This window comes from Ohtaekwangia koreensis (assembly GCF_900167975.1).
In the GTDB taxonomy this organism is placed as follows: Bacteria; Bacteroidota; Bacteroidia; order Cytophagales; family Cyclobacteriaceae; genus Ohtaekwangia; species Ohtaekwangia koreensis.
Genome location: NZ_FUZU01000001.1, coordinates 2854422 through 2868386, shown reverse-complemented (window position 1 = coordinate 2868386; position 13965 = coordinate 2854422). Strand labels below are relative to the sequence as shown.

Sequence of the window (13965 nt, the reverse complement as noted above, 5' to 3'; positions counted from 1 at the left end):
GTTCTATACTTTAGTGAGTTCATCGAGAAATACTCACCTATGCAAATCATCAAAACTTTAGAAGCCTCATTTTACGGGTTCTTCCTGATGGGCGCTGATCGTTTGTATGGTGCCATCTGAATTGTGCCTGAGTTCAGCAACTTTGACGTTACGAAGATGTGTTTTGCCTGAAAGCTGGGTATCGTGGTAGAAGAGATACCACTTGCCTTTGAACATCACAATAGAGTGATGGTTGGTCCATCCCTTTACGGGATTGAGTATAATCCCTTTATAGGTGAAGGGTCCATACGGAGAGTCACCGACAGCATAGCAGATGTTATGGGTGTCCCCGGTTGAATAGGAGAAATAGTACTTGCCGTTGTATTTGTGTACCCACGAGGCTTCGAAAAAACGTTTATCGTTTTGCTTCTCTAAAAACACCTTGCCGTCCTGGTCGACCAGTTTAACTTCCTTCGCTTCCTCCGCGAAGCTCTTCATATCTTTGGAAAGCTTTACCACACGGGGCATAACAGCTTGCTCATCAGGTGCATGTAGCTGCCCATCGGGATTGTAAGTGTTGTTGTCCCAGCGTTGAAGCTGTCCTCCCCAGATCCCGCCAAAGTACATGTAAAACGAACCATCATCATCACCGAATACAGCCGGGTCGATACTATAGCTGCCGGCAATCGGCTGGCGCTCGACGACAAACGGCCCTTCCGGTTTTTTACTGGTAGCAACACCAATGCGGAAGACATCATTTTTGTCTTTTGCCGGAAAGTACAGGTAGTAAGTATTGTTGGCGTATGCTGCATCAGGAGCCCAAAGCTGACGACCCACCCAGGGAATATCTTTTATATCCAGGGCGACACCATGGTCGGTAACCTTTCCCCCGATCTTGTCCAGCGATATGATGTGATAGTCCTTCATATCGAAGTGACTGCCTTGATCGTCTTCAGGTGTGCTGCTTTCGACATCATGTGAGGGATAGATATAAATTCTGCCGTTGAATACGTGCGCCGATGGATCAGCCGTATAGATGTGATCAACCAACGGTTGTCCTGCAAACTTTTGGGCCGTGGTAGTGGCGATTGGAGCGGCAAAAAGCATTGCGAGCCATACTGTCTTTTTCATATACTTTGGGTTAATTGTCTCTAGTTGCGAATTGTCATCCTGTTGACTTACATAAGCCTTCGGTTATTATAGTCATTATGACTATAAGTTGCATATACACAGTTATACCCGAAACCAGGGCTCTCTGCAAGTAGTTTGGTTCAATAAAGACTTGTAGGGCTTCTGCAATCGGTTGTGTAAAAATAAATGTCCATCACGCATTTACAAGTACTTTTTTAAAGAATGCAATTAAAAGATTTCTGAAGGCACTACTAGTCCAATTTACTGCTTTGCCTTAAACTCTCTGCTGAAGAGCGGCAATCTCTTCAAATTCCGCTTCCAATTTCGTACTCAGCCTTTCAAAGATTTTATAGTAAGGGGCATAGGCAGTGCCATCCCGCGGACTCACGGTTTCTTTGATGGTGGTACTGTCCGCGGCCTCTTCGAAAGAAGAATAAATGCCCATGTCAATGGCACTCAATAAAAACGCACCCCTTCCGACACTGTTCGAATTACTTGCCATGCTTACCGGCAGGTTGAAAATATCGGCCATAATCTGGGCACAAAATGGTATGGTGGCAAAGCTTCCATTTACGGAAAGACTATTAATAGCACGATGCTCCTGTAAAATTTTCCCGATGCTATAGATTTCGTATAAAATTCCTTCAATGGTCGCGCGAATGAAATGTTGTCGTTCATGCTTGATGTTAATACCGAAGTAGGATCCCCGGGCATTCGCATTCCACAAGGGGGCACGCTCTCCCAGCAGGTATGGCAGGAACAACAGACCATCTGAGCCCAGGCGCACATTGGACGCCTCACGGATCAGGTTATCCATAATCTGTTCGGTGTCGAATGGCACCCCAAAGTCACCAAACTGTTTGGCAAACCATTCGAATATAACCCCGCCATTATTGGTCGGCCCGCCAGAGATATAATAGTTTTCCGTAAGCAGGTAATTGAAGAAACGTTGCTTGTCATCGCGCAGCACTTGCCTTCCTACCACGCGGACCGCGCCGCTGTCTTCAACAGTTACCGTGGCCTTGTCCTCACGCCAGGTGCCGGCCCCCAGGGTAGCCATGCAGCCATCACTGGACCCGATCATGATCCGTGTCTGAGCAGAGAGTCCCAGTGAATTCTGATACTCTTTTCGAAGCTTACCTGGTGTACTGAACACGGACATGAGTTGGGGTAATTGCCCGGCCGTGATCCCCGCAAAGTCAAGGGCATTGGCTTCCCACTGCACGGAATGGATATTGAGAAGACCGGTGGCTGATGCCAGGCTATAGTCGATTACATACTCCCCTGTGAGCTGCTGGAGAATATAACTCTTGATGGAGAGAAACTTGAAGGTTGAATCAAATCTCTCTTTATCGTTGGCTTTTAACCATGCTATCTTGACCAGCGGTGACATCGGGTGAATCGGTGTTCCGGTAGCACTGTAGAGGACCTTTCCGATGTCCGACATTTTTAAGTCATGCGCTTCTTTTTTCCCGCGGTTGTCAGCCCATGTAATCACATTTCCCAGGGGTACACCATGTTTGTCGATGGCCAGCACGCTGTGCATGGAGGCCACAAAGCAAATGGAATGAACGGTATATTTTTGCGGGTGCAGCTTCTCGGTAATAAGATTTTTCAGCACATACAACATGGTGATAAAAATTTGCTCGGGATCCTGCTCGCTGTAATCGGGTTGGACGTGGAAGGTTGGATAGGATCCCTTGGCAGACCCTACCACGTTCCCGCTCAGGTCGAAAGCAAAGACGCGAACGGCATTCGTTCCCAGCTCGATGGTAATTACGCACTCCATGGTATATTCTTAAGTTTTGCTGTTTCTTTTCCTAAAATCCCCGGGCGTGTATCCGGTAAGTTTCTTAAAGGTTGTGGAGAAATGCTGGGAGGAGTAAAATCCTGTTTCCAGTGCAATGTCTGTGACATTTATATCCTGCCTCTTCAACATCTTTATAGCTTCTGAAATACGGATGTTTATCAAATAGTTTAAAGGTGAAAACCCCGTATAGTTTTTCACCTTTTCTGAAAATGCTGTAGTGCCAAGTCCGATCAGGGCTGCCATCTCTTCCACCGTCCACTGATGAGAAAGGTTCTGACGCAATGCTTCCTCGAGCTTGGCAAAAGTCTGCGGAAAATCCCTGCGGAAATTATTCTGATGGGTTGACTGACGGGCGATGAAAATCAGCAACTCGTCAATGAGATGATTGACGCGCGTGCCATACCCGATCTCCTGACCGAACAACTCCTCCCGGATAGCTTGCAGAATGGTCAACGCTTTTTTGACATTGGCCAGCACCGCTACATTGTTGAGCTGTAAGATCCTGCTAATGGTAGCACTTTCATTCTTCGTCAGTCCACTCCAGTTGCCTAGAACCATCCTGCGATTTTTGTCGATATACTCCACGCCAACATAGATCCAGCATACTGTTCCGATATCCAGGCAATCCCTGTTTCCGGCAAAGGACTGCCCTGGCAAAACAATCGCCAGGTCACCGGGATAAAGAACATGACTGTGCTCATTGATGAGCCATTCAAATTTCCCATCCAGGATATAGTATATACGGATGCTTTCGGTAATGCTCTTGCAGAGGGAGTTTAGCTGGATGCTGGAGTTCTTGCGAACGGCCATCTCCTGAATATGACTGAATCCTGCCAGTTCCTTTGATTGTTCATGGTGTAAAAAAAACTGGTTCATGAAAAGATTTCCTTGCGACGCTTTTGACAAAACTGAAAAAAAACAAATGGATATCCCAACAGTTCATTAAACTTCTATCGATACCGCAATCGTGTTTAAAATTCAACGCTGTTGATTATTGGAAGCTTATCTGCACGTGCCTGGTCAGCTTGCGCCTCACAAACAGGACATCATGTCGTTGAAGAAATCAAGGCGCCAGGCCCCGGGAGGAATTTGCTTTGCACTCGTCATATCGCTTTTGCTGGGCACGGATTGCTCGGACAAAAAGAATAACTACACGTTCCCTTTTTTAGACCCGGCCCTGCCTCTGGAACGGCGCGTTGACGACCTGGTCTCCCGCATGAGCCTGGAAGAAAAGATAGGCCAGATGGTGAATGATGCCCCGGCGATTGAACGCCTGGGGATACCTCGTTACAACTGGTGGTCCGAGGGGCTGCATGGGGTGGCCCGCGCAGGGCTTGCAACGGTCTTTCCCCAGGCGATAGGCCTTGGCGCGACCTGGGATGAACAGCTGCTCCATGAAGTCTCAACAGCGATCGCTGATGAGGCTCGCGCCAAGCACCATAACTTTGTAAAGAAGGACAAACGGTTCATCTACCAGGGCCTGACCCTGTGGTCACCCAACATCAATATCTTTCGCGATCCACGCTGGGGACGCGGCCAGGAAACCTATGGAGAGGATCCTTTCCTCACCGGCAGCTTGGCAGTCCAGTTTATCAAAGGGCTTCAAGGGGACGACGCCAACTACTTGAAGACCATCGCCACGGTAAAACACCTGGCCGTCCACAGCGGGCCGGAGCCCGAACGGCATATGTTCAATGCGCTTACCAATGAGCATGATTTGCATGCCATGTACCTGCCGCAGTTCGAGATGGCCATCCGGCAGGGAAAGCCCTACTCGATCATGTGTGCCTACAATCGCTACAACGGCCAGGCATGCTGCGGCAGCCCCGGGCTGCTTGGCAACATCTTGCGACGCAAGTGGGGCTTTGACGGCTATGTGGTTTCGGATTGTGAGGCCATCACAGACATCTACAAATACCACAAAATTGTCTCTACGCCACAGGCCGCTGCAAGCCTTGCCGTGAAAGCAGGTACCGATCTGGAATGCGGGAATGTATACCTGCATTTGAAAGAAGCTGTTGCTGAGAAGCTAATCACCGAAGCCCAGATCGATACAGCTGTAAAACGACTGTTTACTGCACGGTTTAAACTCGGGATGTTCGACCCGGCAGAGCAGGTTAAGTATGCGCAGATCCCCTACTCCGTTGTAGACAGCAAAGAGCACCGGGCATTAGCGCTGGAGGCAGCGCATAAATCCATCGTGCTTCTCAAAAATGAAAACAGTATTCTGCCCTTGCGAAAAGACCTGGGAACTGTAGCCGTTATTGGCCCCAATGCTGATCAGTGGCTGATGCTCCTGGGAAACTACAATGGTGTCCCAGCGCAAGCCATGACACCGCTAAAGGGCATCCTGGAAAAGGTCTCGGCACAAACCAAGGTGGTGTTCGCCCAAGGGTGCGAATTAGCCGACGGCATGCCGATGTTTTATACGGTGCCGGCACAAGTGCTGCTGACAGGAGAAAATCAGCCGGGGTTGAAAGCAGAATTCTTCAACAATACTACCTTGAGTGGAGAACCTCTTTTCTCCCAGCAGGAAAAGACTCTGGACGTCAACTGGTATGATAAGGCTCCTCGCGCTGATATGGACGATGATAACTTCAGCGTTCGCTGGAGCGGTTTCATTACCGCCCCGGAGACGGGGATATATCAGCTGGGTTTTATTGGCACCTGTAAAACGAAGTTATTCATCGATGACAGCCTGGTGGCAAAGTCGGTTTATCACTTCCGGGATGAGTATGGAGACCCGCGGCTGCGCAAGTCTGATCCCTTGTCCCTAGTGACAGGAAGAAAACACAAAATTGTTCTGGAAGCAATCGAAACATTTGCCGATGCGCAGGTTCAGCTCGTATGGGCAGCACCAAAGCCTAACCTTAAAAAAGATGCCATGGAAGCTGCCCGGCATGCCGACGTTGTCGTCATGTGCATGGGTCTTACCCCCAGAATGGAGGGAGAAGAAATGGATGTGCTCATTGATGGTTTCCGGGGTGGAGACAGAACGCGCATCGAGCTCCCCGACACGCAGCGGCGGCTTATCCGTGAGGTACAGGCCCTGGGCAAACCCGTGGTGCTGGTACTGTTGAACGGGAGTGCCCTTGCCGTCAACTGGGAGAACGATCACCTGGCTGCCATCGTCGAAACATGGTATCCGGGCCAGGCTGCTGGCACCGCGATCGCAGACGTTCTGTTCGGAGACTACAATCCTGGTGGAAGACTTCCCGTGACCTTCTACAAATCGACACAGGATCTGCCGCCTTTCGAAGACTATAGAATTTCCAACCAGACATATCGATTTTATAAAGGCAAGCCGCTCTATCCTTTCGGATACGGGCTCAGCTACACTTCGTTTGCTTATTCAAACCTGCAGGTAACGCCGGTAGGTAGAGACTCTGTCCACGTTACTGCGCGCCTGCAAAATACAGGCGCCCTTCCGGGCGATGAAGTGGTACAGGTCTATATTTCAGCGAAGGGCACCGGGGAGGCAAACCAACGCAATCCTATTCACTCACTGGCTGCCTTCCGGCGCATCTACTTAAAGCCAGGTGAGGCGCAGGACTTGCAGTTTACCGTGCCCTGTTTAAGGCAGCGGGATTCGCTCCGCGTGAGTATCGGTGGCGGGCAACCCGATACGCAAATGCCTGGTACTTCCAACGTAATAACGACCACTATACCCACGCTATAACTTTCTAAAATGAAAATCTATAAAACCAAACGCGGAATTGTCATTGAACATTTGAACCATTACTTTTTATCAAAACAACAGGATTGGGACAGCTTTATAAACCGATCGAACCTTTTCTCCAGGATAGCCGATGAGGTCCGTTCCCTCAGGGGAGCAGCTTCCATGGATGACCTGCCTGAAATTGTCCTTGCACCAATCGGTCACCAGGAAGTTTGGGCTTCCGGTGTTACCTACATGCGGAGCAGAGAAGCTCGTATGGAGGAATCAAAGGACGCGGGTGGCGGAGATTTTTATGCGCGTGTGTATGAAGCTGAACGTCCCGAATTATTTTTCAAAGCACCGGCACATCGAACGGTAGGAACAGGACAGCCCGTTCGCATTCGTAAAGACTCCAAATGGAATGTTCCCGAGCCGGAGCTCACACTATTCATTTGCAGCACAGGCAGCATTGAAGGCTATACTATTGGTAACGATATGTCTTCACGGGACATTGAAGGAGAAAACCCCTTATACCTCCCGCAGGCAAAATCCTATGACGGAGCTGCCGCACTCGGTCCTTGTATCTACGTGGCTGAAAGTACCATAGCCTCCAACACGAAGATTAGCATTGCCATTCAACGTGATCAAGAACTTCTCTTTTCGAATGAGATCTCCATCGCCAGGATGAAACGCAAGCATACCGAACTAGTCGAATACTTGTTTCGCGAGATGAGTTTTCCTTTCGGGGCGTTCTTGATGACGGGAACCGGCATTGTTCCTCCCGAAAGTTTTACACTGCGCAGTGGAGATGAAATCAAAATATCAATTGAGCACATCGGCGTGCTTGTAAACACAGTAGCCTAAACACATTATGATACGTATTGACGGCAAACAAATTATAGGCTTTGATGCAAGCGCAGCGGGAAGCGAAAAGCTCTTTTCCAGGAAAGCGGCCACAGGAGAATTATTGGCGCATCAGTTTTTCAAGGCTACTGAAAGCGAAGTCAACGCTGCCTGCGAAAAGGCAGCCACAGCCTTCCAGGTTTTCCGCAAAAAATCAGGCATTGAAAAGGCGGTGTTTCTGGAGGCAATCGCCACAGAACTGGTAGCACTGGGCAGTGAGCTCATCACGGTATGCTGCCTGGAGACCGCGCTTCCTGAGGTGCGTATTGAAGCAGAACGAAACCGCACCGTAAATCAACTGCTCATGTTTGCTGGGCTCTTGCGTGAAGGCTCCTGGGTGGACGCCCGTATTGAAACGGGAGATGCCTCTCGCAACCCCTTGCCCAAACCTGACATCCGCTATATGCATGTGGGCCTTGGACCGGTGGTCGTCTTTGGCGCCAGCAATTTCCCGCTGGCATTTTCGGTTGCCGGCGGAGATACCGCCGCTGCCTTTGCTGCCGGCTGCCCGGTCATTGTAAAAGCCCATTCTGCCCACCCGACAACCGGTGAATTTGTGGGCAAGGCCATCCGGCGTGCCGCGGAAAAAACACACATGCCCGATGGCGTATTTTCGATGTTACACGGTGAGGGAACGGTGACAGGCATGCAGCTGGTACGGCACGTGCACGTGAAATCAGTAGCCATAACGGGCTCATTCACAGCCGGTAAAGCGCTTTTTGATGCTGCCTGTAGACGGGATGTACCCATACCCGTTTATGCGGAGATGGGAAGCACCAACCCCGTTTTCATCCTTCCTGAGGCTCTGCGCATCAACAAGGAAACCATAGCAAAGGGCTTTGCAGCATCCGTCACATTAGGAGTAGGACAGTTCTGCACAAATCCAGGATTGCTGCTCTATGAAGAAAGCAACGAATCCGAAGCGTTTACACAACTCCTCAAGAGGGAGTTTGAGCACACTTCCGGTGGCCCTATGCTCACGGCAGGCATCCTGGGAGCCTATGAGAAGGGAACCGCCCGCTACGCCGTTCATGAAGGGATCCAGGTACTGGCCTGCGGCAAACAATCTACCACTGAGAACTGCGCGCATCCGGTATTATTTAGGACTACGGCGGAGGTCTTCGCGGGACACCAAGAACTCTCCGAAGAAATCTTCGGCCCTGCCAGCATGGTGATTGAGACCGCCTCGAAAGACGAGATCTTGTCTGTCGCCTCCGGCCTGTCGGGCCACCTTACGGCCACCGTACACGGCACTGAGCGCGACTTGGCCTCCTACCGGGACTTGTTGGATATCCTCGAGCAGAAAGTAGGACGTATTGTGATCAACGGCTTTCCAACCGGGGTTGAAGTATGCCATGCGATGGTCCATGGAGGGCCTTATCCCTCGACAACCGATGGGCGAAGTACTTCGGTGGGAACAGCCTCCATTTTCCGTTTCACCCGCGCGGTATGTTACCAAAATATGCCTTCGGCACTGCTTCCGGCCGAGCTTCAAAATGAAAATCCGCTCAACATCTGGCGCCTGATCAACGGCCTTCAAACCAAGGAAAGAGTATTATAAAATAACAGTGGGCCGGACATCTAGCATCGGCCTTCCATGCAGGTAGAAATTTTAATTCGCTTATTAAGTATAATCGTATGATCTATAGAAGCTCCGAATGGTTCGGGAAAAAGGATAAGATGGGTTTTATCTACAGGAGTTGGATGAAAAACCAAGGTTTTCCCGAAGACATGTTCGATGGCCGCCCGGTCATTGGCATCTGCAACACCTGGTCAGAACTTACGCCCTGTAACGCCCACTTGAGGGAGATTGCAGAGTGGGTAAAACGCGGCGTTTTCGAAGCCGGCGGATTCCCCCTTGAATTCCCAATCATGTCTCTGGGCGAGACGCTGCTAAAACCCACCGCCATGCTGTTCCGCAACCTGGCCAGCATGGACGCCGAAGAGTCCATACGGGGCAATCCCATCGATGGGGTGGTGTTGCTTACCGGCTGCGACAAAACAACGCCATCCACTCTAATGGGCGCGGCCAGCGTAAACTTGCCGACCCTGGTTGTACCGGGCGGTCCGATGCTCAATGGCAAATATCAGGGGCAGGATATTGGGTCAGGAACTGCCGTGTGGAAACTTACCGATGATTGGAAGACAGAGAAAATCACGTACGAGGAATATTCGCATGCCGAGAGCTGTATGTCGCGTAGTCCCGGCCACTGTATGACCATGGGTACAGCCTCGACCATGGCCTGCATGGTCGAGGCCCTGGGAATGACTTTACCTGGGGCGGCAGCCATTCCTGCGGTTGATTCCCGCAGAAAAGTACTTGCCCAACTCTCGGGAAGGCGCATTGTCCAAATGGTAAAAGAGGACTTAAAGATCTCCCAGATACTCACGCGCGAGGCCTTCGAAAATGCCATCAAAGTAAATGCTGCCATCGGCGGGTCATCGAATTTTATTATTCACCTTACAGCGATCGCCGGCCGCGTGGGTGTGGCTCTGAACCTGGAGGAGTTTGACCAGATCGGAAGCAAAATTCCACTGCTCCTCAACCTAATGCCTTCCGGTAAATTCCTCATGGAAGACTTCTACTATGCCGGTGGGTTGCCCGTCATTCTCAAGGAACTCCAGTCGGTCCTGCACATGGATGCCCTGACGGTGAATGGAAAGACTCACGGTGAAAACCTGGCCGGACGTGGGAAGCTGGTATGCTACAACAAAGATGTAATCGCGGAATTCGAGAACCCGATTCTTAAAGAAGCAGGCATCGTAGTGCTGAAGGGAAACCTGGCCACCAACGGGGCAGTACTAAAGCCGTCGGCGGCAACCCCTGCCCTGATGAAGCACAAAGGAAGGGCTGTGGTGTTTGAGAACATCGAGGACTACCACGCACGCGTGGACGACCCGGACCTAGATATTGATGAGCAGTGTGTGATGGTGTTAAAATGCGTAGGTCCTGTAGGATATCCCGGCATGCCCGAGGTAGGCAACATGGTTCTTCCCAAAAAGCTATTGGCCAAAGGGGTCACCGATATGGTGCGCATCTCTGACGGCCGCATGAGTGGAACAGCCTATGGTACGGTCGTCTTGCATGTATCCCCGGAGTCTGCCATCGGAGGAAACCTGGGGCTGGTGGAAAACGGCGACATCATCGAACTCGACGTAGAACAGAAAAAAATTCACCTGCATGTATCCGACAGCGAACTGGCCCGCCGCAGAAACCTATGGAAGCAGCCTGAACCGGTGGCCTCCCGTGGTTACGTCAACATGTACGTCAGGCACGTACAGCAGGCCGACAAAGGTGCCGACCTGGATTTCCTGGTAGGTGTATCCGGACCAAAGGTGGCAAGAGATTCCCATTGAGCCGATGACGTTCATTATACTGGCCGGCTGTATTGTGTTGCTTATAATCCTTATCACCTGGATTAAAGTCAATCCATTTCTGGCATTCTTACTGGTGGCCCTGGTATCAGGGCTGCTGCTGAAAATGCCATTGGCAGACATTTCAAAGTCGATCAATAAGGGCATTGGCGATACGCTGGGGTCGCTGGTGATTGTGGTCGTCTTGGGAGCCATGCTGGGAAAGTTAGTGGCCGACAGCGGGGCAGCCCAGCGGATTGCCCAGGTCACGCAGCGCCTTTTCGGTCCCCGGCGGCTGGTGTGGGCGATGACGGCAACGGGATTCCTGGTGGGCATTCCCTTATACTACAACGTCGGATTTGTGCTGCTGGTGCCGATCATCTTTTCAGTCGCCTACCAGTATAAACTTCCTCTGGTATATATCGGGCTGCCCACGCTGGCATCGCTCTCGGTTATGCACGGCTTTTTGCCACCACACCCCTCTCCGGTTGCACTGCTCATGCAGTTCAACGCCGATATGACCACCACCTTCTGCTATGGTATGCTGATCGCCATTCCAGCCATTATTATTGCCGGGCCTTTGTTTGGCCGCACCCTGAAGAACATATCTTCATCTCCGCTGATCATCAACCGATGCATCGAAAAGCCAGACCGTGATTTACCAGGCGCAGGCAACAGTGTCCTCTCCTCGCTCCTGCCCGTACTCATCATTGCGATCGCCTCACTGCTCACACCCGTGTTCAGCAACCTGGCGGTGAGAAGCGTTTTATTGTTTCTTGCTGAACCCAATATTGCCATGGCCCTGACCATCGCCATTGTCACCTATACGCTGGGAATTCAAACCGGAAAAAAAATAACCCAGATTATGGGCGTCTATACTGAGGCTGTTAAAGATATAGCCATGATCCTGCTCATCATCGGAAGCGCCGGTATATTCAAGCAAATCTTGCTTGACAGCGGGGTAAGCAGTGAGATCGCCACCGAGTTGAAGGGATGGAGTTTGCCGCCGCTTGTTCTTGCCTGGACGGTGACGGCTCTGCTGCGCCTGGCGCTGGGATCGGCTACGATCGCGGGTTTAACGGCGGCAGGAGTTATCTATCCCCTTACCGAGCAGGTGTATATAGACCCTAATCTACTGGTGCTTTCCATTGGCGCAGGAAGCCTGTTTTGTTCCCACGTTAATGACACTGCATTCTGGCTCTTCAAGGAATATTTTGGTTTAACCATGAAAGATACCTTCCGCTCGTGGACCATGATGGAGTCCCTGGTATCCATTATAGGTTTGATTGGCGTGTTGATAATTGACTACCTGAAGTAAGCTAACGACCTGAAGTCACCCAGGTATATATACTATACATATAGCTATAGATATAGCTATATACTCTCCCAACAACTACATTGGTATATACACCCGTAACCATCTATACCAGAAATTCCTGACCTCTCTTCTTAAAAGCCTATTCAGGTACAAAAAAATGACGTCCTCCAAAGGGGCGGACTTCGATGTGAAATACGCGCAATGGAGGACGTCTGTTATTCTACTTAGCAGTAGGATGCCTGAATGATCTGTAGGCTAGGGAATATCCCAGAACACGCGTGTTGTCAGGTTATCGCCGCCAATCGCGGCGACAGCAGCCTGATAACTGGATTCGTTCTCTGAGCTTTCATCATCGGGGTATGCCATTCTCCTGACAAAACCACCTCCGGCAAGACCGCCGTTGGCAGGATTCGGTGTTAATACCGGATAGCCACTTCTTCTGAAATTGGCAAAAGACTCCGCTCCATTGGCGACATTTGAAACCCAATACTGTGTGTTGATCTGCTCGAGAGCATTGCTGGCATCAAAGACAACCTCCGGTTGGCTCAGGTAGGCCGCTGTCTCTTCCTCGGTGATAGCAACATCGGGTGTATTGGGATAGAGCGACCATTCCTCCATGCTGGCCCGTATGCCTTCTTCATAATATTGCTGGGCCGAACCACCGATCCAGCCGCGTTGTGCCGCCTCTGCCATAAGCAGCTTGGTTTGTGAATGTGTGACAAACAAAATAGGTGCAACAGCACTCCCTACCACCCTGAAATTCAATTGTGAGTAGTTGAAGCCCTGACCGGCTGTCCCGCGATAATCGGGGTGGCTCGTGATGGTGTTTTGATTGTATCCTACCGGGAAACCGAATTGATTCGTTAGAGTAATATCCGGGGTTTCGTTGGGTGCATTGTTGGGCTCGACGTATTTACCGACAATATACTTTGCACGCGGGTCTTCTGTCTCCTTCAAAAAGTTGACGAAAGGTTCTGCCATATAGTAGTACCGTGGGTTAATCGTTCGCGGTCCCTGGTTAAGCTGGTTGGTATACACGGTGCTGAACCTTAAGTAGGCATCATCGGCATTTGATTCCATCACACCAGCGTCCACGGCTTCCGAGACAATTTCTGCGGCTTTCCCCTGATTTACCTTCGAATAGCGCATGCCCAATCGCAGCAGCAAAGAATTGGCAAGTTTTCGCCATTTCGCCGTCTGCACGGCTGCCGTTGCCGAAGGTGTTGCCGATGAATTCCCGTACAGTATATCTTCAGGCACATAGCTTGCCGCCGGATCCAGTGCAGCAGCGGCGGCCCGAAGCTCATTATACAAATCTTCATAGATTGCCTGGTCGTCGTCGTAGACAGGAAAGTAGTTTACTTCCAGATAAGCCTTCCCTGACTGCGAGTAGGGAACATCTCCATAGGTATCAACCAAGGTCATAAACACATACGCTTTCCAGATGCGCATCATACTCATAAGGTTTACATTGGCCCCGTTTTCTTCGGCAAGGGCAATGGCTTGCACAAGCAGTTTGACAGGAGTCTCATAGTTTGTATTCCACTTGGGATTGTTGAAGTTGTTGTTGTCCAGATTGAAGTTGAATCCGGAGGTTGCCCCCAGGTCGTAGGCATTTAAGAATTGCTGTACAATAGTTTGTTCCCCCTCCCACTGTCCGGGGTGTGTCGTGCGTACGGCGTTGGCAAATAACAGCGCAGGGTCAATGGTGGTGAGACCATAGGGATTCTTGTTCATCTCCTCAAAGCCGTTATCACAGGCTCCCAGAAAGACAACGACTGCGGCCAGAATTATATATTTACTCAATTTCAT

At 50.5% G+C, this 13965-nt stretch carries 9 protein-coding genes; 5 read left to right on the top strand and 4 right to left on the bottom strand.

The genetic code is table 11. The annotated features are described in order from the left end of the window. Positions 1–66 precede the first annotated feature (66 nt). The 3 genes from B5Y40_RS11445 to B5Y40_RS11435 all read right to left on the bottom strand — a co-directional run bounded on the left by B5Y40_RS11445 (position 67) and on the right by B5Y40_RS11435 (position 3796). Positions 67–1110 carry a glycoside hydrolase family 43 protein gene (locus tag B5Y40_RS11445; protein ID WP_079686784.1) on the bottom strand — a complete coding sequence of 348 codons (1044 nt, stop codon included), beginning with the start codon at positions 1108–1110 and terminating at the stop codon, positions 67–69. Positions 1111–1384: 274 nt separating this feature from the next. Beyond that, positions 1385–2899, bottom strand: a complete 1515-nt coding sequence (locus B5Y40_RS11440; protein WP_079686783.1) for a gluconokinase — start codon at positions 2897–2899, stop codon at positions 1385–1387. A gap of 9 nt (positions 2900–2908) precedes the next feature. Beyond that, positions 2909–3796, bottom strand: coding sequence for an AraC family transcriptional regulator (locus B5Y40_RS11435; RefSeq protein ID WP_079686782.1), 888 nt, complete (start codon positions 3794–3796; stop codon positions 2909–2911). Between the two features lie 172 nt (positions 3797–3968). Between B5Y40_RS11435 and B5Y40_RS11430 the strand changes: the two genes are divergently transcribed. From B5Y40_RS11430 to B5Y40_RS11410, 5 genes are all read left to right on the top strand, one after another. Beyond that, the gene (locus tag B5Y40_RS11430; protein ID WP_079687177.1) at positions 3969–6599 is read left to right on the top strand and encodes a glycoside hydrolase family 3 C-terminal domain-containing protein; all 2631 of its coding nucleotides are present in this window, start codon (positions 3969–3971) and stop codon (positions 6597–6599) included. Positions 6600–6608: 9 nt separating this feature from the next. Then, positions 6609–7442: a fumarylacetoacetate hydrolase family protein gene (locus B5Y40_RS11425; RefSeq protein ID WP_079686781.1), complete on the top strand. Its 834-nt coding sequence runs from the start codon at positions 6609–6611 to the stop codon at positions 7440–7442. A gap of 7 nt (positions 7443–7449) precedes the next feature. Next, positions 7450–9042: an aldehyde dehydrogenase (NADP(+)) gene (locus B5Y40_RS11420; protein WP_143785703.1), complete on the top strand. Its 1593-nt coding sequence runs from the start codon at positions 7450–7452 to the stop codon at positions 9040–9042. A gap of 77 nt (positions 9043–9119) precedes the next feature. Next, entirely contained in the window at positions 9120–10838 is a 1719-nt protein-coding gene (locus B5Y40_RS11415; RefSeq protein WP_079686780.1) for an IlvD/Edd family dehydratase, read from the top strand. Between the two features lie 4 nt (positions 10839–10842). Then, positions 10843–12153, top strand: coding sequence for a gluconate:H+ symporter (locus B5Y40_RS11410; protein WP_079686779.1), 1311 nt, complete (start codon positions 10843–10845; stop codon positions 12151–12153). A gap of 255 nt (positions 12154–12408) precedes the next feature. Here the strand turns inward: B5Y40_RS11410 and B5Y40_RS11405 are convergent, their stop codons facing one another. After that, positions 12409–13965 carry a SusD/RagB family nutrient-binding outer membrane lipoprotein gene (locus tag B5Y40_RS11405; protein WP_079686778.1) on the bottom strand — a complete coding sequence of 519 codons (1557 nt, stop codon included), beginning with the start codon at positions 13963–13965 and terminating at the stop codon, positions 12409–12411.